The organism is Pseudooceanicola marinus (assembly GCF_002786295.1).
Lineage (GTDB): Bacteria > Pseudomonadota > Alphaproteobacteria > Rhodobacterales > Rhodobacteraceae > Pseudooceanicola > Pseudooceanicola marinus.
In genome coordinates, this window is sequence record NZ_PGTC01000009.1 from 626,810 (window position 1) to 647,761 (window position 20,952).

21 protein-coding genes and 1 tRNA gene are annotated in these 20,952 nt (G+C 68.6%); 14 read left to right on the plus strand and 8 right to left on the minus strand.

What is annotated here, in order from left to right; all coding sequences use genetic code 11:
* Positions 1-48 precede the first annotated feature (48 nt).
* The gene (locus CVM50_RS04045) at positions 49-903 is read right to left on the minus strand and encodes a rhomboid family intramembrane serine protease (RefSeq protein ID WP_085885995.1); all 855 of its coding nucleotides are present in this window, start codon (positions 901-903) and stop codon (positions 49-51) included.
* 157 nt (positions 904-1,060) lie between these two features.
* Between CVM50_RS04045 and CVM50_RS04050 the strand changes: the two genes are divergently transcribed.
* Positions 1,061-1,146, plus strand: a tRNA-Leu gene (locus tag CVM50_RS04050).
* A 39-nt stretch (positions 1,147-1,185) separates the two neighbouring features.
* Here the strand turns inward: CVM50_RS04050 and CVM50_RS04055 are convergent.
* Positions 1,186-1,401 carry a MarR family transcriptional regulator gene (locus tag CVM50_RS04055; protein WP_157792125.1) on the minus strand — a complete coding sequence of 72 codons (216 nt, stop codon included), beginning with the start codon at positions 1,399-1,401 and terminating at the stop codon, positions 1,186-1,188.
* A 353-nt stretch (positions 1,402-1,754) separates the two neighbouring features.
* Here CVM50_RS04055 and CVM50_RS04060 point away from each other — a divergent pair, with 353 nt between their 5' ends.
* The 5 genes from CVM50_RS04060 (at position 1,755) to CVM50_RS04080 (ending at position 8,160) form a co-directional block, all read left to right on the plus strand.
* Positions 1,755-2,684: an L-lactate dehydrogenase gene (locus CVM50_RS04060; RefSeq protein WP_085885993.1), complete on the plus strand. Its 930-nt coding sequence runs from the start codon at positions 1,755-1,757 to the stop codon at positions 2,682-2,684.
* Positions 2,685-2,815: 131 nt separating this feature from the next.
* Positions 2,816-3,289 (plus strand): NUDIX hydrolase, encoded by a 474-nt coding sequence (locus CVM50_RS04065; protein WP_085886605.1) that lies wholly within the window; start codon positions 2,816-2,818, stop codon positions 3,287-3,289.
* Entirely contained in the window at positions 3,286-4,809 is a 1,524-nt protein-coding gene (locus CVM50_RS04070; protein ID WP_232618144.1) for an inorganic phosphate transporter, read from the plus strand. The genes CVM50_RS04065 and CVM50_RS04070 overlap by 4 nt, the downstream gene beginning before the upstream one ends.
* 140 nt (positions 4,810-4,949) lie before the next feature.
* Positions 4,950-5,531 carry a hypothetical protein gene (locus tag CVM50_RS04075; RefSeq protein WP_085885992.1) on the plus strand — a complete coding sequence of 194 codons (582 nt, stop codon included), beginning with the start codon at positions 4,950-4,952 and terminating at the stop codon, positions 5,529-5,531.
* A 34-nt stretch (positions 5,532-5,565) separates the two neighbouring features.
* The gene (locus CVM50_RS04080; RefSeq protein ID WP_085885991.1) at positions 5,566-8,160 is read left to right on the plus strand and encodes a methyl-accepting chemotaxis protein; all 2,595 of its coding nucleotides are present in this window, start codon (positions 5,566-5,568) and stop codon (positions 8,158-8,160) included.
* A gap of 466 nt (positions 8,161-8,626) precedes the next feature.
* Here the strand turns inward: CVM50_RS04080 and metG are convergent, their stop codons facing one another.
* The 3 genes from metG to CVM50_RS04095 all read right to left on the minus strand — a co-directional run bounded on the left by metG (position 8,627) and on the right by CVM50_RS04095 (position 12,893).
* Positions 8,627-10,339 (minus strand): methionine--tRNA ligase, encoded by a 1,713-nt coding sequence (gene metG / locus CVM50_RS04085; protein WP_085885990.1) that lies wholly within the window; start codon positions 10,337-10,339, stop codon positions 8,627-8,629.
* A 183-nt stretch (positions 10,340-10,522) separates the two neighbouring features.
* Entirely contained in the window at positions 10,523-11,278 is a 756-nt protein-coding gene (locus CVM50_RS04090; protein ID WP_085885989.1) for an SDR family NAD(P)-dependent oxidoreductase, read from the minus strand.
* A 394-nt stretch (positions 11,279-11,672) separates the two neighbouring features.
* Positions 11,673-12,893 carry an MFS transporter gene (locus CVM50_RS04095; protein ID WP_085885988.1) on the minus strand — a complete coding sequence of 407 codons (1,221 nt, stop codon included), beginning with the start codon at positions 12,891-12,893 and terminating at the stop codon, positions 11,673-11,675.
* Between the two features lie 185 nt (positions 12,894-13,078).
* Between CVM50_RS04095 and CVM50_RS04100 the strand changes: the two genes are divergently transcribed.
* On the plus strand, positions 13,079-14,125 hold the full coding sequence (locus CVM50_RS04100) for an aldo/keto reductase (RefSeq protein WP_085885987.1): 1,047 nt from the start codon (positions 13,079-13,081) through the stop codon (positions 14,123-14,125).
* A gap of 113 nt (positions 14,126-14,238) precedes the next feature.
* On the opposite strand, the gene CVM50_RS04105 is transcribed toward CVM50_RS04100, so the two are convergent.
* Positions 14,239-15,093 (minus strand): helix-turn-helix domain-containing protein, encoded by an 855-nt coding sequence (locus CVM50_RS04105; protein WP_085885986.1) that lies wholly within the window; start codon positions 15,091-15,093, stop codon positions 14,239-14,241.
* 101 nt (positions 15,094-15,194) lie between these two features.
* Here CVM50_RS04105 and CVM50_RS04110 point away from each other — a divergent pair, with 101 nt between their 5' ends.
* The 3 genes from CVM50_RS04110 to CVM50_RS04115 are packed head-to-tail and all read left to right on the plus strand — an operon-like array spanning position 15,195 to position 16,593.
* Positions 15,195-15,401 carry a DUF2061 domain-containing protein gene (locus CVM50_RS04110; RefSeq protein ID WP_085885985.1) on the plus strand — a complete coding sequence of 69 codons (207 nt, stop codon included), beginning with the start codon at positions 15,195-15,197 and terminating at the stop codon, positions 15,399-15,401.
* Between the two features lie 52 nt (positions 15,402-15,453).
* Positions 15,454-15,693 carry a fatty acid desaturase family protein gene (locus CVM50_RS21265; RefSeq protein WP_332835656.1) on the plus strand — a complete coding sequence of 80 codons (240 nt, stop codon included), beginning with the start codon at positions 15,454-15,456 and terminating at the stop codon, positions 15,691-15,693.
* A 15-nt stretch (positions 15,694-15,708) separates the two neighbouring features.
* Positions 15,709-16,593 (plus strand): DMT family transporter, encoded by an 885-nt coding sequence (locus CVM50_RS04115; protein WP_085885984.1) that lies wholly within the window; start codon positions 15,709-15,711, stop codon positions 16,591-16,593.
* On the opposite strand, the gene CVM50_RS04120 is transcribed toward CVM50_RS04115, so the two are convergent.
* On the minus strand, positions 16,586-17,317 hold the full coding sequence (locus tag CVM50_RS04120) for an NUDIX hydrolase (RefSeq protein WP_085885983.1): 732 nt from the start codon (positions 17,315-17,317) through the stop codon (positions 16,586-16,588). The genes CVM50_RS04115 and CVM50_RS04120 overlap by 8 nt on opposite strands.
* 41 nt (positions 17,318-17,358) lie before the next feature.
* Positions 17,359-17,715, minus strand: coding sequence for a DUF983 domain-containing protein (locus tag CVM50_RS04125; RefSeq protein WP_100148431.1), 357 nt, complete (start codon positions 17,713-17,715; stop codon positions 17,359-17,361).
* Positions 17,716-18,281: 566 nt separating this feature from the next.
* Here CVM50_RS04125 and CVM50_RS04130 point away from each other — a divergent pair.
* From CVM50_RS04130 to CVM50_RS04145, 4 genes are all read left to right on the plus strand, one after another.
* Positions 18,282-19,022 (plus strand): EF-hand domain-containing protein, encoded by a 741-nt coding sequence (locus tag CVM50_RS04130; RefSeq protein WP_085885981.1) that lies wholly within the window; start codon positions 18,282-18,284, stop codon positions 19,020-19,022.
* Between the two features lie 174 nt (positions 19,023-19,196).
* On the plus strand, positions 19,197-19,787 hold the full coding sequence (locus CVM50_RS04135) for an RNA polymerase sigma factor (protein ID WP_085885980.1): 591 nt from the start codon (positions 19,197-19,199) through the stop codon (positions 19,785-19,787).
* The gene (locus tag CVM50_RS04140) at positions 19,784-20,332 is read left to right on the plus strand and encodes a hypothetical protein (RefSeq protein WP_085885979.1); all 549 of its coding nucleotides are present in this window, start codon (positions 19,784-19,786) and stop codon (positions 20,330-20,332) included. Before CVM50_RS04135 ends, CVM50_RS04140 begins: the two co-directional genes overlap by 4 nt.
* Before the next feature lie 4 nt (positions 20,333-20,336).
* Positions 20,337-20,924: a periplasmic heavy metal sensor gene (locus CVM50_RS04145; protein ID WP_085885978.1), complete on the plus strand. Its 588-nt coding sequence runs from the start codon at positions 20,337-20,339 to the stop codon at positions 20,922-20,924.
* The last annotated feature ends 28 nt before the right edge of the window (positions 20,925-20,952 follow it).

The following is a 20,952-nucleotide window of genomic DNA, read 5'->3' on the forward strand; positions in this document are numbered from 1 at the left end:
TGAATTTCGCCCCCGGGACGATGTCCGGGACGCGGGTCCGCGCCTGGGTCAGACCCAGGGATCGCTCGGGGGCTTGCGCCGGGACCGGCCGGCGCGGGGGATCACGCTGCGCCCCGGACGCGGGGCGGCGGGGCCCGGGGCGCTGTCGCGGCGTTTGCGCTGGCCGCGCGCCACGCGCGGGACAGAGGAGCGGGTGAAGCTGTACTGCGCCTCGGGGTTTGGCGGGCGACCGTGGTTGACGTTCCAGTAGCGCGGGCCGCCGCGCTTGAAGAAGACCGGCAGGGTCAGCACCAGCCCGATCACGAAGCCGCCCGCATGGGCCCAGTAGGCCACGCCGCCGGTGGTCGGATCGGCGCCCACGCCGTTGAACAGCTGGGTGACGAACCAGAAGCCCAGCATCAGCCAGGCCGGCACCGGGATCACCTTGAAGAAGAAGATGATGATGATCAGGATGTCGACCTTGGCGCGCGGATAGAGGAGCAGGTAGCCCCCCATCACCCCGGCGATCGCCCCCGAGGCTCCCACCGTGGGCACCACCGAATCCGGGGCCGAGATCAGATGTGCCAGGCCGGCGCCCAGCCCGGACGCCAGGTAGAAGCCGAGGAAGCCCAGGTGGCCCATCTCGTCTTCCAGGTTGTCGCCGAAGATCCACAGGAACAGCATGTTGCCCGCCAGGTGCATGAAGCCGCCATGCAGGAACATCGAGGTTAGCAGCGTCGCCGCCCCGTCGCCGGAGCTGACCCGCGCCGGGATCATCGCGTAGCTGCCGAAGAAGGCATTGATCGCCTGGGGATCGCCCATCAGGCCGACATAGCTGAAGAAGACCAGCACATTGGCCGCGATCAGCAGGTAGGTGACATAGGCCGTGCGGCCCGACGGGTTGTGATCGCGCAGGGGAAACATGGCCAATAGCTGGTCCGAGGGGCCCGGCAGGTCAAGCGCAAATCGCCGTGACCACCCCGGGACGTTGGGCCGGACGCGCGGACGGTTGCGTCGGGGGCTGTGACGGTCAGGGTTTGAACTGCGCGCGAAGCTGTGCCAAAGCTGTCGAACGTGGTCGGCGGGCGTGGCGGAATGGTAGACGCACGAGACTTAAAATCTTGCGCCTGAAAAGGCTTACGGGTTCGAGTCCCGTCGCCCGTACCACGTTCCGCGTTTTCCGCTTCCCTGCCGCGCCGTCGGCCCTCAGGCGCCCTTGCGCCGTTCCCAGATCTGCGTGCCACCGATACGTTCGGCGGCACGCACCAGCCCCTGGGCCTCCATCCGGCGCAGCAGGTGCAGGGTGCCGCTGCGGCTCATGCCGAGGCGGCGCTGTAGCTCGGTCTGGGTGCGCGGACGTGCCAGTTCGGCCAGCACGACCTTCTTGCGAAGCTCCGCCCCGGCATTGCGACGGCGCAGCATATGCGGTTGTTCTCGATCCGGCATCTCGGTCCGGCCAGGGGAAGGCCGTCCTTTTGGGGTCTTGGGGGCGCGGAATGGCGCCCGGAGGGTCTGGAAATGTCCTTCAGATGGACCACGCGGGCCGGGGGCTGTCAAGATGGGGCCCGGTGGGCCGCGCCTGGGCGCGGGGTGGGCATGCCGGATACGCCGTGACCGTGGCGCTGCCCACGAAGGGGGCGCTTCGGCGGCGGGACGCAGCGCCATGGGCGTCGGGGCGCGGATCTCCCGTGCAACCGGCGCGTGATCTGCCTAGGCTGACACCGGACGTATCCTCAGGGTGCGTTCGCTTGAAGCGGAGATCAGGGGGCGAGCGGATGAAGGTAGGCATTGTCGGTGCGGGCATGGTGGGATCCTCGGTGGGCTTCGCCCTGGTGCTGCGCGGCGTGGCCAGCGAGATCGTCCTGGTGGATCACAACCCCGACCTGGCTCAGGCCCAGGCCGAGGACATCGCCCATGCGGTGCCCTTCGCCCAGCCGACCCGGGTGCGGGCGGGCGGTTACGACGCGCTGGAGGGGGCGGAGGTCATCATCATCGCCGCCGGCGTGCCGCAGAAGCCCGGTGAGGACCGGATGAGCCTGCTGGGCCGCAACGCTGCGGTTTTCGGCGACGTTATCGCGGAAACCAACCGCGTGGCCCGCGACGCCATCCTGCTGATCGCCTCGAACCCCGTCGACATCATGACCGAGGTGGCGCTTCAGGCCTCCGGCCTTCCGGCGGCGCGGGTCTTCGGCTCGGGCACGATCCTCGATACCGCGCGGTTCCGCTACCTGCTGGGGCAGCACCTGAACGTCGCCGCGCAATCGGTCCATGCCTATGTGCTGGGCGAACATGGCGACAGCGAGGTGCTGGCCTGGTCCTCGGCCCGGTCGGGCTGCGAGACGCTGACCGATTTCGCCGATCAGGTGGGGGCGCCGATCACCGATGCGGTACGCCAGGAGGTGGACCAGAAGGTGCGCCGCGCCGCCTATCGCATCATCGAGGGCAAGGGCGCCACCTGGTACGGCATCGGCGCCGGGCTGGCGCGCATCGTCCAGGCGATCCGCGACGACCAGCGCGCGGTGATGACCGTCTCCGCCCGGGTGAGCGAGATCGAGGGCATCCACGACGTCACCCTGTCGCTGCCCCGCGTGGTCGGCCGCGCGGGCGTGGCCGAGACGCTGATCCCGCACCTGTCCTTCGCCGAGGCGACGGCGCTGCGGGCCTCTGCCGGGATGCTGCGGGAAACGGCACAAAAGCTTCTGTGATCCGCGGCGGGCCGCAGGAATGTTGCCAATCCGCGTCTGTTTCTGCTAGGAAGCGCCTTCGTCGGCCCTTCGGACATTGCGTCAACGGGCCAGGAAACTCGCGCGCGTGCTCGCGTCAATTTCGGTGAGTGATGCTCGGTCCGTTCTGGAAATCCTACGTCAGGCCCCTGCTGGGGCGGCCCGCGCGGTTTCAAGTCGCGGCGCTGTGCCATCGTGGCCAGGGCGCGGACCTGCGCATCCTGCTGATCACCTCGCGCGATACCGGTCGCTGGGTGCTGCCCAAGGGCTGGCCGAAGCGGGGCCATGACGCCGGCGGCACCGCGCTGGAGGAAGCCTGGGAAGAGGCCGGGATCAAGCCGGCCGGCCGGCCGCGCTCCGTCGGGTTCTACAGCTATGACAAGCGGTTGGATGGCGGCCTTCCGGTGCCCACGCGGGTCGAGGTTTTTGCCATCCCCGTGCCCAGTCTGCTGGAGGACTACCCAGAGAAGGGGCAGCGCCGCCGCGTCTGGATGACGCCGGAGGAGGCCGCTGCCGCCGTGGATGAGCCCGAGCTGTCGGAGCTGCTGGCCGCCTTCGCGGAACAGGCGGAGGACCTGGCCGAGTGAAGGGACCGTTGAAGCGCCTCGCCGGGCGTCGCGCGGGTCCCAACCGGCCCGAGTGGGGGACGCTCGACCGCGACCTGGACCGGCTGTCGCTGCTGGAGGCAGGCGCCATGCACCAGTCGCGTCCCTTGCTCATGGCCGGGGTGGCCCTGGCCTTCATCGTGCTGGCCATGCTGCTGGCCGCCGGTCTGACCGGGCAGGGGCCGTCGAGCATCGCCGTGGTCGCTGCCGCCGCCCTGGGCGCCTACATGGCGCTGAACATCGGCGCCAATGACGTGGCCAACAACATGGGCCCGGCCGTGGGGGCGGGGGCGCTGCCCATGGCCGGGGCCATTGCCCTGGCCGCCGTCTTTGAAAGCGCGGGCGCGCTGATCGCCGGCCATGACGTGATCGAGACGGTGTCGCGCGGCATCCTGGATCCCGGCGTGGTGTCGTCCGTCGCCAGCTTCCCCCTTGCGATGATCGCGGCGCTTCTGGGTGCCGCGCTCTGGGTCAACCTGGCGACCTGGCTGCGCGCGCCCGTGTCCACCACCCAGGCGGTGGTGGGCGGCATGCTGGGCGCCGGGGGCGCGGCGGCGGGGCTGGGGGCGGTCCAGTGGCAGACCCTGGGCCTGATTGCAGGGGGCTGGGTGCTGTCGCCGCTGATGGGCGCGCTGACGGCGGCGGGGATCCTCGGCTTCGTCCGCTGGCGCATCCTCTACGTGCCCGACAAGATCGCGGCGGCGCGCCGCTGGGTGCCGGTCCTGCTGGGGGTGATGGCGGCGGCCTTCACCGCCTACCTGTTGCAGAAGGCCCCGCCGTGGTTCCTGTCGGCGTCCCTGTCGCAGCCGGTGACGGTGGCCCTGGGGCTGGCCGTGGGCCTGGTGGCCTGGCTGGTCGCCATCCCGGTGATCGGGCGTCAGTCGCGCGGGCTGGAAAACCGCCGTTCGGCGCTGAAACCGCTGTTCCGCCTGCCGCTGATCTGCGCCGCCGCGCTTCTGTCTTTCGCCCACGGGGCCAACGATGTCGCCAACGCCGTGGCGCCGCTGGCGGCTCTGGTGGAGGCGCAGCGCGCCGGCGGGCTGGAGGCGGTCGTGCCGCTGCCGCTGTGGGTCACGCTGATCGGGGCGGGGGGCATTTCCATGGGCCTGATCCTCTTTGGTCCGCGGCTGATCCGGCTGGTCGGGCGCGAGATCACCCGCCTGAACCCGCCGCGCGCCTTCTGCATCGCGCTGGCGGCGGCGGTGACGGTGCTGCTGGCCTCCTCGCTGGGCCTGCCCGTCAGTTCGACCCATGTGACCATCGGCGGTGTCTTCGGTGTCGGGTTCTACCGCGAATGGGTGTCGCGCCTGAACGATCGCCGTGCCGACAAGGCCGCCCGGGAAAAGGCCGAGGGCCGCACCTTCCCGCTGGAGGAACGGCGCCGCCGCCGCCTGGTGCGGCGCTCGCATTTCATGACGATCATCGCCGCCTGGCTGGTCACCCTGCCGGCCGCCGGCCTCGTTTCGGCGCTGGCCTTCACAGTGCTGGACCTGCTGGGCTGATCGCGCCGCGCGCCCGGACTGAGCCGCATTTTAGCTAAACACAATGGGCAGGCTGGCGCGGGATCGCTTGGGCATTAAGGCCCCGGCAAGTCTTTTGTTCCAAGGTCCGCCGGCAATTCCAACCAGACCGGGGAAAGCCGATGAATGCCCTCCATGCCACTCTTGCGCTGGCGCTTGCCGCCACGACCGCCGTGCCTGCCGCCCAGGCCAATCCCTACGAGGCGTCCATGCGCGACTACCTCGAAAGCGAGGTCCTGCTGTGGGTCTTCGACGGGGTCGTGATCGATGCGATCCGGGCCCAGAACGCCGCGCATCCCGACATCACCCAGGCGGAGATCGACGCGCTGGATGCCCAGTGGCAGGCCGAGGTCGGAAGCGCCAATCAGCCACTGGTGGAGGCGGTGCTGAACAAACCGGCCTCGGCCTATCTCAGCGCGCAGATGGCGGAGTCGCTGGGTGCCATCACCGAGATCTTCCTGATGGATGCCCACGGGCTGAACGTCGCCGCGACAGGGCCGACGTCCGACTACTGGCAGGGGGACGAGGCGAAGTTCCAGCAGACCTACCTGGTCGGCGCCGGGGCTGTGCATGTGGGCGACGTGGAACTGGATGAATCCACCCAGTCCTACCAGGGTCAGGTGTCCATCTCGGTGATGGACCCCGACAGCAAGGAGGTGATCGGCGCCGTGACCGTCGGCCTGAACGCAGAGCTTCTGTACTGAAACGCGGCGCCGACCGCCAACGGAGCTGGACAGTATGACAGGCCGCAAACACGACCCCGCAGGTGCCGGGCCGGCGACGCCGCAGCCAATCGCCTTCCACCGGACCTCTTTCTTTCGGGCCACGGCGATCGTGGCCCTGTGCATCCTGCTGGTGGTGCTGACCTCCCAGCTGATGGGGATGCGCCACATGACCCAGAGCATTCGCGACTGGACCGGCATCCGGGCGGTCGAGGCGACGAAGGGGATGAGCACCAGTCTGGCGGGGGCGATCAAGTTCGGTCGCCCCGAGGCGGCGCAGCCTGTCCTTGACGACTTCGCCACGAACCTGGGAGAGGATGTGCTGGGCGCGCTCGCGTTGCGGGCCGATGGCACGTCTCTCGCCTCGGTCGGGGGCGACGGGTTCGACATGGTGGCGGCCACCGCGCTAGGCCGTGCCGCCATGGAGGGGGGCACGGCGCTGGCCGATGAAGCGGCGGGCCTCTGGGCCTATCCAGCGCTCTATGGCGGTCAGGGTGAGCCTGTTGGGGCCCTCGTCACCCAATGGACAGCCGACCCCCGCATTGCCCAGGCCCGGCGCGACTGGCTGAGCTCGGCCATCTTCTCCCTGGTGGTCTTCGCCATGGCCCTTCTGCTGGCGGCGGTGCTGTTCTATCGCAATCTGTCGCGTCCGTTGCAGCTTGTGGCGGATCAGATGAACCAGGTCGCCTTGGGGGATCTGGAGGTCAAGGTGTCCGGTGGCAACCGCGGCGACGAGATCGGGCGCATCGCCCGCCGGCTGGAGCGGTTCCGCGACAACCTGCGCGCGGCCCGCGCCACCCAGACGGAGAATGCCTTCAAGAGCGCGGGGGTCAGCAACTCCGGCTCGGCACTGGTCCTGCTGGACAATGATCAGGCCATCGCCTTTGCCAACCCGGCTTGCGAACGCCTGCTGATGTCTTGTGCCCCCGCGATCCGCAACAGCTGGCCCGGCTTCGATCCGGCCAAGCTGGCCGAACATCCCGCCGGTCGCCTGCCGGGCCTGGGGGCACCGCTGACGGATATCCGCAACGGGCAAAAGGCCGTGCCCTGCACGCTCGATCTTCGGTGGGGCGAGGCGCTGATCTCGGTCTACATCGACCGGGTCGACGATGATGAGGGGACGCCGATCGGCTACGTTCTCGAACTGAAAGATATCTCCAGCGAGAAGCTGAACGAGGCGGTGCTGAAGGCCATCGACCGGCATCAGCTTCGGGTGGATTTCGACAGCGCCCAGAGGCTGACCACCTGCAATGCCCGGTTCCTTGATCTTTGCGGCCTGGCCTTGGCGGATCTGCAGGGTGTCCTCGGACCGGACCTTCTGCACCGGATCGACGTGTCCGAGGCGGAACGCGCCGAGTCCCGTGAAAAACTGCATAAGGGCGAGGCGCTGAGCGGGAAATTCAAGCTGGGACGCGGTCAGGGCGAGGTCTACGTGGAGGGCAGCGTCAGCCCGCTGATCGACCGCAACGGAGAGATCGAGCGGATGGTGTTCATCGGTTCTGACATCACGCAAAGCCACGTGTCCATGCGCGAGGCCGAACGGGAGCGGCGCGAGACCTCGGAACAGCAGCAACTGGTGGTGGATGCGCTGAAGGTGGGGCTGCGGAAACTGGCCGATGGGGATCTGACCTCCTCCATCCGACAGCCCTTCCGCCCCGAGTACGAACAGCTGCGCAGCAATTTCAATCAGGCGGTGGAAGCCCTGCATGAGGCCATGGGCGCAGTGGTGCAGAACGCCAATTCGATCAGCGGCGAGGCGGGCGAGATCAGCAATGCCGCCGATGACCTGGCCCAGCGGACCGAGAAACAGGCCGCCACGCTGGAACAGACCGCGGCCGCGCTGGACGAGTTGACCGCCTCGGTCAAATCCGCTGCGGCGGGCGCCGACCAGGCCAGCCAGATCGCCGCGACTGCGCAGGGCAAGGCCGAGACCGGCGGCGCGGTTGCGCGCCAGGCGGTCGAGGCAATGGATGCCATCAAGTCTTCGTCGAAGGAGATTTCCAAGATCACCAGCGTGATCGATGACATTGCCTTCCAGACCAACCTGCTGGCCTTGAATGCGGGCGTTGAGGCGGCGCGCGCGGGCGACGCCGGGCGAGGGTTCGCCGTCGTGGCCACCGAGGTGCGCGCCCTGGCGCAACGCTCTTCCGAGGCGGCCCGGGAGATCAACCAGTTGATCTCGGCTTCTGGGGGACACGTGAAATCCGGCGTCGATCTGGTGGACCGCACCGGTGACGCCCTTGGGGAAATCGTGACCTCGGTTGTCGACATTTCGAAACGGGTCGCCTCCATCGCGGCCTCGGCCCGCGAACAGGCCACCGGGCTGAACGAGATCAACGCGGCGGTCAACGACCTGGACCAGGTCACCCAGCAAAACGCGGCGATGTTCGAGGAAACCACGGCAGCCAGCCATGCCCTGACCTCCGAGGCCAATGCGCTGGTCGAAGCTTCTGCACGGTTTCGCGTCGATATGCCGGCGCCGGCCGGCCCGCGCCGGCGCAGCCGCGACGGGGGCGGCCTCGCAGCCAAGCCGGCCGCCCAGGCCGCAGCAGGGGGCGAGACGCCCACCCGTCGGTCCTCCGACCGGGATGTGAGCTGGAAGGAGTTCTGAACCCGACGGCACGGGGCCCAAAAGCGGGAGGGGGAGACCCATCCGCTTTTGGGCCCCGGCTGCAGAGCGGGCTGGTGATTGGGCGAAGACGAGGGTGTCTTGTATGAGTGCAGCGCGGGGCCACCTATCTCCCCGGCCGGAGGTCAGCGCTGTCCCGAGCGCATACGTCTTGACCCGAGACGCGGATCTGACCCGGGCGGGGCTGGGCGACGGGCGACCTGCGAGGGCAGGCGCACGACAGGACAAGGGGCGGGGCGGGTGACAATCCGGAGCATATGGAGGGCCAGGGCATCCGAGTCGACCGGGGGGCGCCATATACCGGGGCTGGGCTATGTCAGGAAAAGCGCAGGCGCAGGGCGGATAGATTGAAACGCCGTGCATTCCCGGGGCGGCACGAGACGGGTCAACCAAGGAAAAAGGGGCAGCCATGGCCGCCCCTTTTCTCGAGCGTCGAACGGTGCTGCGGTCAGCCGCGTGTGCCGCTGAACCGGGCCTGCCAGTCCTCGCGTTCCTCGTCCGCGATCTTGCGGAAGAGGTTCTCTGGCACGGTGAAGGTGGCCCCCGGCGCCAGGGCGTTCAGCGCCTCGGGCAGATCCTCCGGCCAGTCCAGGCTGTCCAGCTTCAGCGCCTCTTTCAGCACATCCGAGGTGTCGGGGATGAAGGGCGCGGACAGCACGGCGTAAAGGCGGATCAGGTTCAGTGACAGCCGTACGATGGCCGCCGCGCGATCCGGATCTTCCTTGAAGGCGGCCCAGGGGGCGGCCGATTGCAGGTACTCGTTGCCCGCGGCCCAGATCGCGCGCAGCTCAGCCGCCGCCTTGCGCACCTCGATGGCATCCATGTGGCCCTGATAGGCCGTCAGACGCTCGGTCAGCTCGGCGATGAGCGCCTCCTCCGCCGGGCCATAGCTGCCGCCGGCGGGCACTTCTTCGCCGAACTTCGAGCGGCAGAACTTGGTCACGCGGCTGACGAAGTTGCCCAGCACGTCGGACAGGTCCTTGTTCACCGAGGCCTGGAAGTTCTCCCAGGTGAATTCCGCGTCAGACGATTCCGGTGCGTGGCTCAGCAACCACCAGCGCCAGTAATCGCTGGGCAGCACCTCCAGCGCCTGATCCATGAAGACCCCGCGCCCGCGCGAGGTGGAGAATTGGCCGCCCTCGTAGTTCAGGTAGTTGAAGGACTTGATGTAATCGACCAGCTTCCACGGCTCGCCCGAGCCCAGGATCGTCGCGGGGAAGCTGAGGGTGTGGAAGGGCACGTTATCCTTGCCCATGAACTGGGTGTAGGTCACGTCCTCGGCGCCCGCATCGGTGCGCCACCAGCGGGACCAGTCGTCCCCCTTGCCGGCATCGACCCATTCCTGGGCGCAGGCAATATACTCGATCGGCGCGTCGAACCAGACGTAGAAGACCTTGCCTTCCATCCCCGGCCAGTCTGCGTCGCCTTTCTTCACAGGCACGCCCCAGTCGAGGTCGCGGGTGATGCCCCGGTCCTGCAGCCCGTCGCCGTCGTTCAGCCATTTCTTGGCGATCGAGGTGGTCAGCACCGGCCAGCCTTCGCGCGTGTCGATCCACTTCTCCAGCTCGTCCTTCATAGTCGACTGGCGCAGATACAGGTGCTTGGTCTCGCGCATCTCCAGGTCGGTGGCGCCCGAGATGGTGGAATGCGGGTTGATCAGGTCGACCGGATCCAGCTGCTTGGTGCAGTTGTCGCACTGGTCGCCGCGGGCACTTTCGAAGCCGCAGTTCGGACAGGTGCCCTCGATGTAGCGGTCGGGCAGGTAGCGGCCATCGGTGGGCGAATACATCTGCGTTTCCGACACTTCGCGGATCAGGCCACGGTCGGCCAGGACGCCGGCGAAATGCTGGGTCAGCTTCTGGTTCTGGGGCGAAGACGACCGGCCGAAGTGGTCGAAGCTGAGGCGGAAGCCTTGCGCGATCTTCGCCTGCACGTCGTGCATCTCGGCGCAGTACTCGGCCACCGGCTGGCCGGCCTTGGCGGCGGCCAGTTCGGCCGGGGTGCCGTGTTCGTCGGTGGCACAGAGGAACAGCACCTCGTGGCCGCGCCCCCGCTGGTAGCGGGCGAAGAGGTCGGCGGGCAGCTGGCTGCCGACGAGGTTGCCCAGGTGCTTGATCCCGTTGATGTAGGGGATGGCCGAGGTGATGAGATGCCGCGCCATGGACGCCTCCTTGCGTAACTGGTCCCGTTCAGGTCTGACCTGCCTCATAGCCCGCACGGCCCCGAATAAAAAGAGCCGCCGAGGCCCCGGCAGCTCTTCTTCTTGCTTAAAATATCCGGGGGGAGGCCGCAGGCCGGGGGGCAGAGCTCCCCCACGCGCCTCGACCGCCGTCCCCCGCTCAGGTCATTGCGCGGTATAGGCGCCGTCGACCAGGTGGTAGGACCCGGTGACGAAGCTGGCCTGTTCCGACAGCAGGTAGAGGACCAGCGAGGCGACCTCTTCCGGTTTGCCCAGCCGGCCCACCGGGTGCATGCCCGCCAGCATCTCCATGGTTTCGGCGTCGAGGTTGTTGTCCAGCAACGGCGTCTTGATATAGCCCGGTCCGACCGCGTTGACGCGCACGCCGTCCTGGGCATGGGCGATGGCGGCGGCCTTGGTCATGCCGACGACGCCGTGCTTCGCCGCGACGTAGGCCGGCGACAGCGGCGTGCCGACCGAGCCGAGGATCGAGGCCATGTTGACGATGGACCCGCCGCCCGAGGCCTTGATCGCCGGAATGGCATAGCGCATCCCGTAGAAAACCCCGTTCAGGTTGATGCCGATCACCTGCTGCCACCCGTCGATCGGATACTCGCCCGTGGGGGCCTGCGGCCCACCGATACCGGCGTTGTTGACGATTCCGTAAAGGCTGCCGGTCTGTTCGACGGCGAAATCCACCATGGCCTTCACCTGGTCGGGATCGGCCACGTCCAGCGCGAAGGCGTAGGCCTTGCCGCCCGCAGCCTTGATCTTGTCCGCCAGTGCCTGGGCCGGCGCTTCGTGCAGGTCGGCGACGACGACGGTGCCGCCCGAGGCCGCCAGCTCCTCGCAGACCGAGGCGCCGATGCCGGAGGCGCCGCCGGTGACGATGATGGTCTTGTCGGTGAATGTCAGGTCCATGAGAGACCTCCCTTGGTCCGAATGGGGCGTGCAAAAGCACGTATGCCCAAGGGATAGGGCTGAACTGCGCGGCACGGAATGATTCACGTCAAGACGGCAGGGTATGGCATGATTCCGCCATTGGCAGGTGCAGGCACCGGGGTCTTTCGGCCCCGACCCGCGTCGATCATTGGTCGGTAAGGGCCCCGTCGACCAGGTGGAAAGAGCCGGTAGCGAGGCATGTCTCGTCGTTGAAACGAATGTCCTTTGGGAGATGCCCTTTCCTCAGAGGTACATCTTTATTCAAATAGAGGTCATTGCCTGCCGGTTGAATGCACCCGTCGAGGGGCTTCGACGGTGCACAGCCCGCCCGCAGGGCCGCTGACGGAGGAGACGGCGGGGCGGAGGACCGCTGTCAGTTACGTTCCCGGAGCCCGCGCAGCAGCCGGCCCACGACGAAGGTGGTGCGCGGGGCGTAGATATAGGCGGTGCGCTGATCCGGGGCCGGGCGGGCCTGCATCCGCAGGAGGCCGAAGCCGATCAGCGCCGCATGGCCAAGCGCGACCATGGCGTAGATCGCCGCCGGACCGAAGCCCTCGATCAGCTGGGCCGCGATCCAGGGCGCGCCGATGGCGCCGATGGCATAGTAGAACAGCAGCGCCGCCGACAGTTCCGCCCGTTCATCGCTGGCGGCGAAGTCGTGGGCGTGGGCCAGGGCCACGGAATAGACCGGGTAGGTGGTCACGCCGAAGAGGAAGCCGTTGATCATCGCCGCCCGTGGCCCGTCGATGGTCAGGCCCGACGCCACGCAGGAACAGATGGCCGCCAGCGAGATCCCGATCAGCACCCGGCGCCGGTCGAACTTGTCCGCCAGCCAGCCGACGGGATACTGCACCAGGGCCCCGCCCAGGATGAACAGGGCCAGGAACCAGGCGATCTGTGGCGTGCTGAGGCCGATTTCCTGCCCGTAGACCGGCCCGATCATCCGGAAGGTCGCCGCCGACAGGGCCGAAACGATCACCGCGACGGCGGCCAGGGGCGACCGGCGCCAGGCCAGCAGCGGGCGCAGGCGCGGGGCCGAGGTCAGCGCGGGCTGCGGCGCCTTGCTCAGCGCGAGGGGCAGCAGGGCCGCGCAGCACAGGATGGCCAGCAGGTTGTAGGAGACATAGGCGGCGGGTGCGAGGATCCCGATCATCAGCTGCGCGACCAGCGAGGCCGACATGTCCGCAATGCGGTAAAGGCTGGTGATGCGTCCCCGGTCGGCGTTCTCCAGCCGGGCCATCAGCCAGCCTTCGACCACAGTGTAGCAGCCGGCGACGCAGATGCCGCTGGCCACGCGCATCCCCGCCCAGGCCCAGGGATCGACCACCATCATGTGGCCCATCAACCCGATGGCACCCAGGGCGGTGAAGGCGGCGAAGCTGCGCGCGTGGCCCACCCGGCCCAGCAGGCGCGGCGCGCCCCAGCATCCGACGAAGAAGCCCAGAAAATGGGCCGAGCCCAACAGGCCGATCTGCCCCCGGGTGAAGCCCAGCTCGATCCCCGACAGCGCATCCAGCGGGCCCACGCCGCCGGCGGAAAGTTGCAGAAGGATGACGGAGAGAAAGAGGGCGGAGAGGCCGAGGACGAGTCGCATGCCCCTTCCTGCGCCCCGGCGTCCCGCGCCACCCGCCCGTTCGCGACATCGGCGCGGCGATTTTGTGCCGCGCTGCGCGCCCGGCGGCGGGGAAGGAAAAATTGCGGCTACTCCCCTTGCACCCCGAAGCAAAATGGTAACCCTCTGGCCGTACTGAATTTCAAACGGCGAAGACGGGACCAGATATGCGCAGGAACAAGCTTGGCCGCACCGGGATCGAGGTGTCGGAATATTGCCTGGGGTCGATGACCTGGGGCAACCAGACCCCCAGCCGGGAGGCGCACAAGCAGATCGACGCGGCGCTGGCCCGCGGCATCGATTTCATCGACACTGCCGAGATGTACCCGGTGAACCCCGTGCGCGAGGAAACCGTCGGCCGGACCGAGCGGATCATTGGCCTCTGGCTGGAGAAAAGCCGGGGCCATCGTGGCGACGTGGTGATCGCCACCAAGGCGATCGGCGAGGGCAGCAAGATGGCGCGCGACGGCGCGCCCCTGACGCCCGACACGATCACCGAGGCGATCGAGGGCTCCCTGCGCCGACTGAAGACCGATTATATCGACCTCTACCAGTTCCACTGGCCCAATCGCGGCTCCTACCACTTCCGCAAGAACTGGTCCTTTGATCCCACCGGCATGGACCGGACGGAGGTGGTGGACAACATGCAGGACTGCCTGTACGCCCTTGAAAAAGAACAGAAACGCGGCACGATCCGTGCCTTCGGGCTGAGCAATGAAACCGCCTGGGGCATGGCCCAGTGGCTGCGCCTGGCCGAAGAAGGGCACGGGCCGCGTGCGGCGACGATCCAGAACGAATATTCGCTGCTCTGCAGGTTGTTCGACACCGACCTGGCCGAGCTTTGCATGCTGGAAGACGTCGGCCTCATGGCCTATTCACCCTTGGGCGCTGGCCTTCTGACGGGCAAGTACCAGGGCCGGGCGAAGCCGCCCGGATCGCGCATGTCGCTGAACGGCGACCTGGGCGGGCGGGCGACCAAGCGGGTCTTCCCGGCGGTGGACGATTACCTCGACGTGGCCTTCAAGCATGACCTCGACATGGTGTCGATGTGCCTGGCCTGGGCCGCACAGCGCCCGTTCAACGCCTCCGTCATCTTCGGCGCCACGACGATGGAACAGCTGGAACGTATCCTCGACGGCCTCGACCTGCAGCTGTCGGAGGAGGTCATCGCGGATCTCGATGCGGTGCATCGCGCGCATCCGATGCCCTACTGATCCGACAGACCGAGACCTGCCGGACCTGATGTTTGGATGAGGTTCGCCCGTCAGTCGTTTGATATTGAAGGGTTATCCCATGGGTTCTGCGCGTTTTTCAGGGGCGCTGCTGGCTAGACCCAGTCCTTAAGCTCCCGTAGGTAGCCGGGCAGATCGCGTGACGACACGCAGGCTTCGCGCAGCAGGTGGTCGAAGTGATCGGTGATGGCCTGCACCCGTTCGCGGTCGCGGAAGGCGATGTAGTTCTGACCGAGGTAAAGCACGGCCAGCAGCGGGCCGAAGATCGTCACCGGGGCCGAGAACAGCTGCCGCGCGTCGAAGAGGTAGAGGCGCATCCGGGGATAGAACCCCTCCAGCAGATCCGCGAAACGGTCCAGCTGGTCGGCACGGATGTCGGCCGGCAGATCGGCGTAGTAGCCGGTGGCGGTGGCGAAGGCGAGCATCTCATGCCGGGGCAGCGCGATCTCGTAATCCGAGGTGGAATTGCGCATCCAGGCCAGCCGGTCTTCTGACGCGCCGATGGCCTGTTGCGTGGTGCGCCCCAGGTGCGGGGAATATTCCCATTCCAGCAGGGCGGTCGTCTTCAGCATGTCGGGCAGGGCGGCGGGCACGTGGCGGATCTTGTAACCCGCAGCCTCCTGATGCCAGGTGAAGATCTGTTCGTCGATCAGGGCGCGGGCGGCTTCCGACATGCGGGCGGAACTGGCCAGAAGGTCGGCTGCCGTTTCGGGCCGCTCCGTCAGAGCCAGAAGCCAGTCGGCGGACACCCCGAGCGCCGCGGCGCATTCCGCCACCACCTGCGCGTTGGGCAGGCGCGGGCTGTCCCCTGACAGAAGCTGCGAGATCGTCGACCGATCCACGCCGACACGGCGGGCCAGCGCGCTCTGGCTCGTGCCACGGCGCGCCATCGTCTCTTTCAGACGCTGGCGAAACTGTTCGGCGCGATCACGTTTGTCGACTTTATCCATCGGTCCGTGAATTAAATCACACATTGGGAAATCTGTTAACAGGATACGGAGTTTCGCCCCGGACTGGCTGCCCCTACCTTCGTCGCGAAAGCGAGGGACAGATGGACACACCGCAACGCAGCCTGGTCAAAGCCCTGCTCTGGACACTTCTTGGCCTCCTGATGATGAGCCTCGTGGGGCTGCTGTTCACCGGCTCGGTGCAGCTCGGCGGGGCCATGGCTCTGGTGAATGCCGCACTCGGCCTGCTGTGCTACATGGGCTATGAGCGGATATGGGATCGCATCGGCTGGGGGCGGCTGGATGGCTGAGCCGCACCGCGCTGCCGAGTAGCCCAAACGCTCGCGTGCCCGTACCGTCATCATCGAGGATCGCGCCCCGCTGGCTTGGCTGTTCCTGAACAACACCCTGCATTTGGTCCACCCCAGGCACCCCAGTCGTCCCTGGTACGATCTGCCCGCCCTCTATGCCGTGCGGCGTGATCACTACCTGCGCCGGAATGAGGCCTACCGCCATGGCAGCGACGCCGAGGTCTTCTGCTGCCCCTTCCGCCGCGCCAGGGGCCCGCTGCCGCATCCGCTCTGGCATCCCCCCGCGGAATAGGCCAAAGCGAGGCACATGAGCCTCTGGATCCCCGTCACCCTGGCCGCCGTCGTCTTCCAGACCGCGCGCTTCATGTTGCAGAAACACCTGGCGGGTGCCGGCCTCAGTGCCGGCGGCGCGACCTTTGCGCGCTTCCTTTGGGCCGCGCCGCTGGTCTGGCTGGCCTGGGGGGTGAGCGGAATCGCCCTGCCGCCCCTGCCGCCGCTGTTCTGGCTCTGGGCCATGCTGGGGGGCGTGACGCAGATCCTGGCCACGGTGCTGGTCGTGGTGCTGTTCAAGGGGCGCAACTTCGCCGTCGGCGTGACCCTGAAGAAGACCGAGGTCCTTCTGACCGCGCTTCTGGGTTTCGTCCTGCTGGGCGAGGGCGTGTCCGGGCCCGCCCTGATTGCGATCCTGGCGGGCATGGCGGGGGTCCTGGTGCTGACCAACCTGCCCGAGGGCAGGACCCTGCTGGCCCGCTTCGCCACCCGTGAGGCGGGCATTGGCCTGGCCTCGGGCCTGTTCTTCGCCCTGTCGGGGGTGTCCTACAGGGCTGCCTCGCTGGCGGTGCCGGGCACGCCCGGGGAACGTGCGTTGCTGACCCTGATGGTTGTGGTCACGATGCAGCTGGTGGTGATGGCCGCCTGGCTGCGCCTGCGCGAACGGGGCGAGATCCGCCGCGTGGTGGCCGCCTGGCGTGGCACGATCTGGGTCGGCGTCGCCTCGGTCGCCGGATCCTTCTGCTGGTTCACCGCCTTCACCTTGCAGACCGCCGCGCTGGTCTATGCCGTGGGGCAGTTCGAGGTGGTGCTGTCGCTGCTGGCCTCGGTGCTGTTCTTCCGCGAAACCATGTCCCGGCGGGAGCTGTGGGGCATCGGCCTGGTCACGGCCTCGGTCGTGGCGTTGATCTGGCTCAGTTGACCCCGTCGAGCGGGGAACGCCCCTTCAGCCGCCGGAACAGCTGGGCTTCTTCCCCTTGTGCGAAATAGGGCACGCTGGCGGGGGCCTCGTCGCTGTCGCGCGCGGCGACCTCGGCCAGGACCACCTCGGTGATGAAGGGCAGGTCGAAGGCGCGGGCCTCGGGCAGGGGGATCCACTGCAGGAAGCTCAGCTCATCCGAGGCGGCGGTGAAATCGTCGAGGTCGCCGGCGATGGCACGATCCGCGTCCAGGGTGAAGAACCGCGCGTCGAAGCGACGCGGGCGGCCGGGTGGGGTGACGGCGCGAAAGACGAAGCGCAGGGGGGAGGGATCGGGCCGGTGGCCGGTGGCGGCAAAGTCGCGCCAGTCCGCCGGCGCGTCGGGCCAGGCGTCGGGGCGACCCAGCACCAGGCCGGTTTCTTCCCACAGCTCGCGAATGGCGGCGGCGGCCAGCGCCGGGGCCAGGCCCGGGGTGCAATCCTCGCCCAGACGTTCGGCGCAAAGGGGGTGTAGGGGGGCGGCCAGGGGAACATGGGCATCGCCCGGGTCGACCGCGCCACCGGGGAAGACGAACTTGCCGGGCATGAAGGCGGCCTTGCTGCCGCGCTGGCCCATCAGGACCTCGCGCAGGCCGTCGCGGCGGCGCAGGGCGATCACCGTGGCGGCATCGCGCAGCGCGCTCTTGTCCTGCGGCGGCTGGCCGGTGGCTGTCGTCTGGTCCTGCATCTCGATACCTCCCCGATCGGCCCCGGCCCCGGCGGGCGCGGTCAGGCGCCGCCGGCGCCGAAGCCGTGCATGTAGCGGGCCCACTGGAAGGCGACCATTGCGCCCTTGAGCCGTGGCAGAAGGTAGAGAGAGAGGGCCACCGTGCCAATAGCGAAGACGGTGAACAGCACCAGCGGCTCGGGCTGCCAGGCCATCCAGACCGATCCCATCAGCGGCGCCGACAGGTGGCCGACGATAAGGATGGTCAGGTAGGCGGGGCCGTCATCGGCGCGGTGGTGGCTGAAGGTTTCGCGGCAGACGGGGCAGTGATCGCGCACCTTCAGGAACCCCTTCATCAGCGGTCCCGACCCGCAATTGGGGCAGCGCCGGCGCCATCCCCGGCGCAGGGCCGGTTTCAGCGGGCGCTCGGGGCGCGGCTCCGGCCGGTCGCTGCGGCGGGGGGCGTTGCCGTCGCCCTGCTGCTGCGCCTGCGGGTCCGCCGCGTCGGTCTGCGCGGGCGGGGCGGGCTGTGCCGGTCCGGCGGCTGTGGGGGCCGTCTGCTGCGGCTGGTCTGGATGGTTGTGCATCTGATGGTCCTGTGGCGCAGGGGCGCCGATCCTTGGTCGCGGGGGCGTTTGACCGAAACATGGGGCCTTGACCGCGCCCTGGGAAGGCTCTGCGGCCGCTTGCGGCTCCATGTCGCAAATGATCTGTCGACGAGTCATCTCTTGCGGTCTGCACGCCAGGTGCCCGCGTCCTCCTCCTTTTGCCAGCACCACGTCCAGGGGCGGGTGCCGATTTCTCACTCCGATCCGCAGCTTAGCGTCTTTGGCGCCCGTAAACAGGGGGGCGGTGGCAATCGGGGCGAAAAAAGTTGTCGGCCGGGCGACGGAAACCCGGGCGGGACCCGTTTGACTTGTCAGAAGGCGGACGGCAAGGCGCCCCGCCCGAACGATCCCGCAAGGGACCTTGAGGAGTAGACGAGATGAAACGCATTGCCCTGTTTGGAACCGCCACCGCAATCGCCCTGACGGCCCTGGCCTCCGGCGCGACCGCACAGCCCGGTGGCCAGTACGGTGGCCAATTCAGCGGCCAGCCCGGCGGCATGGGCCGTGGCCCGATCTTCGATTTCGCCCAGACCGACGCCGATGGCGACGGCAAGGTGACCCAGGAAGAGATCATGGCCGCCGGCCAGGCTCGCCTGGACGCCGCCTTCGATCAGGCCGACGCCAACGCGGACGGCGAGATCACCAAGGAGGAGATCACCGCCTTTATGGAAGCCCGCGCCGAGGCGCAGCGCGCCGCGCGCCGCGATCAGGTGGCCCAGCGGATGATGGAGTTCGCCGATGCCGACGAGGACGGTGTGCTGACCAAAGATGAGGTCTTCCCGCAACCGCGCGGCGACGGCTCCTTCTTCAGCCGCTTCGACACCGACGAGGACGGGGCGATCAGCGAGGAAGAATTCGCGGCCGCCCAGGACCGGTTCCAGAAACGCATGAGCGATGGTCCGCGTGGGTCCTTCGGAGACCAGCGCGGCGGCAAACGCAGCATGGGCTGGCACGATCACGGCGACCGTGGTGACCGCAGCTGGGGGGGCCGGGGCCACGGCCCGCGCGACCAGGCTGATCGCGGCATGGGCGGGGGCGCTATGGGCGGGGGCGTCATGAATGAAGGTGGCCTGATGCGCCTCTTCCTCGACATGCCTGCCGAGACCCCGGCGGAGTAAGGCCGCGGGGACAAGGGTTCCGTGACCTCCCCCGGGGTCACGGGGCGTCTCGGCCCGGGGCCTGCTGCGTCCCTCAGTCGCCCCGGGCCGGGGTGCGATGTGCCGCAGGACGGGGCCGCCGGTCGGGCGGTCACGCGATAGACAGACTTCCGGGAAGGCGATAGCCCGACAGGTATGACAGAGATGGCCTTCGACGATCCAGACGCCATACCCGACGACGCGCTGCTGGTGCTTTATGCCAACGGTGACGGCACGGCGGCGCGGCTGCTGACCGACCGGCTGGCGCCCCGGGTGCTGGCCCAGGCGGCGCGCATGCTGGGCGACAGGGCGGAGGCCGAGGATGTCACACAGGAGGCGATGCTGCGCCTGTGGCGCATCGCGCCCGACTGGCGGCAGGGCGAGGCCAAGGTGTCGACTTGGCTCTACCGGGTGACGGCCAACCTCTGTACCGACCGGCTGCGCCGACGGCGGGGCGGCACGACGGATCTCGACGCGATCCCGGAACCCGCCGACCCGGGTCTGCCCGCCGACGAGGCGCTGCAATCGCGGGCGCGGATGGATGCGCTGCAGGAGGCACTGGACCAACTGCCGGACCGGCAGCGGCAGGCGGTGGTCTTGCGTCACCTGGAGGGTCTGGGCAATCCTGAGATTGCCGCGATCCTCGACATCAGCACCGAGGCCGTGGAAAGCCTGACGGCGCGGGGCAAACGGGCGCTGGCCCGCCTTCTGGCGGCGCGGCGCGAGGACTTGGGGTACGACGGATGACCGATCGCGACGACAGACAGAACAGGCCGGACAGCCTGGCCGATGCGGCGCTCGATGCCCTCTTCGCAGAGGCGCGGGCCGAACGGAATACCCGTGACACGGGCGACCTGCCGGACCTGCCTCCGGGCGGGGCGGAGGGCCTGCCGCCCGGGTTGTCGGCTCGCATCCTGGCGGATGCCGACACCCTGATGGATCAACGCGCCAGCGCAGCCGCGGCCGAAAGGGCCGCCGCCCGGGCCCATGTGCCTGCGCGCGGCTTTGCCCCCGGCCTGGTGCCCGCCGGCGCCGGTGGCATGGGCGGTGCGATGATGCCCGGCGCAGGCTTTGGCCCGGTCGGGTTCTGGGCGCAGGTCGCCCGCGCCATCGGCGGGGGGCCGGCTCTGGCAGGACTGGGGGCGATCACCCTGATGGGCCTCTGGCTGGGGCTGATGCCCCCGACGGCCCTGCAATCGGGCCTCGAAAGCGCCTTCGGCACCGGCCTCAGCGCCAATCCCTACCTGGTGGACAGCACCAGTGCCTTCGAATTCCTGGACAGCGAGGGATGACGTGATGCGCGACCCGAAAGACCAAGCCCCCGAACCCCGTGACCCGGGTCGCGAGACCCCGGACGGCGGCCCGACGGCGCGCGCGCCGCGTGCCCGCATGGGCCGGGGGGTGCGGGTGCTGCTCTTTGCCTCGCTGGCGCTGAACCTGGCGGTGGTGGGGCTGGTGCTGGGGGTCGTCCTGCGGACGCCCTTCGACGGGCCCCCGCCGCGTCCCGACCGCGTTGGCGGGGCGCTGACCTTCGCACTGTCGGACGAGGACCGGCACGAGATCGGACGCCGTGTCTTTCGTGAATTGCGGGCCGATGGACGTGACCGCCGGTCGCGCCGGGCCGATTACGACCGGATCCTGACCGCCCTGCGGGCCGATCCCTACGATGCCCGGGCCGTGCAGGACCTCCTTGAGGCCCAGAGGCAGGACGCTGCACGCTTCCAGGCCGCCGGTCAGAGCGCGCTTCTGGCGCATATCGACGGGATGTCCCCCGAGGCCCGGCGCGCCTTTGCCGATCGGCTGGAAGAAGGGCTGAAACGGTTCGACGCCCGCCATCGTGACGGCCCCCCGCGCGCCGCCGACGGGCCGCGCGACCAGGACTAGGCCGCCGGGCGCGCCGGTGTCCCGGCCC

What these genes read in the sequence shown, in the direction of transcription:
- CVM50_RS04045 (WP_085885995.1), bottom strand. Translation starts at nt 903, where the DNA reads ATGTTTCCCCTGCGCGATCACAACCCGTCGGGCCGCACGGCCTATGTC.
- CVM50_RS04055 (WP_157792125.1), bottom strand. Translation starts at nt 1,401, where the DNA reads ATGCTGCGCCGTCGCAATGCCGGGGCGGAGCTTCGCAAGAAGGTCGTG.
- CVM50_RS04060 (WP_085885993.1), top strand. Translation starts at nt 1,755, where the DNA reads ATGAAGGTAGGCATTGTCGGTGCGGGCATGGTGGGATCCTCGGTGGGC.
- CVM50_RS04065 (WP_085886605.1), top strand. Translation starts at nt 2,816, where the DNA reads ATGCTCGGTCCGTTCTGGAAATCCTACGTCAGGCCCCTGCTGGGGCGG.
- CVM50_RS04075 (WP_085885992.1), top strand. Translation starts at nt 4,950, where the DNA reads ATGAATGCCCTCCATGCCACTCTTGCGCTGGCGCTTGCCGCCACGACC.
- CVM50_RS04080 (WP_085885991.1), top strand. Translation starts at nt 5,566, where the DNA reads ATGACAGGCCGCAAACACGACCCCGCAGGTGCCGGGCCGGCGACGCCG.
- metG (WP_085885990.1), bottom strand. Translation starts at nt 10,339, where the DNA reads ATGGCGCGGCATCTCATCACCTCGGCCATCCCCTACATCAACGGGATC.
- CVM50_RS04090 (WP_085885989.1), bottom strand. Translation starts at nt 11,278, where the DNA reads ATGGACCTGACATTCACCGACAAGACCATCATCGTCACCGGCGGCGCC.
- CVM50_RS04095 (WP_085885988.1), bottom strand. Translation starts at nt 12,893, where the DNA reads ATGCGACTCGTCCTCGGCCTCTCCGCCCTCTTTCTCTCCGTCATCCTT.
- CVM50_RS04100 (WP_085885987.1), top strand. Translation starts at nt 13,079, where the DNA reads ATGCGCAGGAACAAGCTTGGCCGCACCGGGATCGAGGTGTCGGAATAT.
- CVM50_RS04105 (WP_085885986.1), bottom strand. Translation starts at nt 15,093, where the DNA reads ATGGATAAAGTCGACAAACGTGATCGCGCCGAACAGTTTCGCCAGCGT.
- CVM50_RS04110 (WP_085885985.1), top strand. Translation starts at nt 15,195, where the DNA reads ATGGACACACCGCAACGCAGCCTGGTCAAAGCCCTGCTCTGGACACTT.
- CVM50_RS04115 (WP_085885984.1), top strand. Translation starts at nt 15,709, where the DNA reads ATGAGCCTCTGGATCCCCGTCACCCTGGCCGCCGTCGTCTTCCAGACC.
- CVM50_RS04120 (WP_085885983.1), bottom strand. Translation starts at nt 17,317, where the DNA reads ATGCAGGACCAGACGACAGCCACCGGCCAGCCGCCGCAGGACAAGAGC.
- CVM50_RS04130 (WP_085885981.1), top strand. Translation starts at nt 18,282, where the DNA reads ATGAAACGCATTGCCCTGTTTGGAACCGCCACCGCAATCGCCCTGACG.
- CVM50_RS04135 (WP_085885980.1), top strand. Translation starts at nt 19,197, where the DNA reads ATGACAGAGATGGCCTTCGACGATCCAGACGCCATACCCGACGACGCG.
- CVM50_RS04140 (WP_085885979.1), top strand. Translation starts at nt 19,784, where the DNA reads ATGACCGATCGCGACGACAGACAGAACAGGCCGGACAGCCTGGCCGAT.
- CVM50_RS04145 (WP_085885978.1), top strand. Translation starts at nt 20,337, where the DNA reads ATGCGCGACCCGAAAGACCAAGCCCCCGAACCCCGTGACCCGGGTCGC.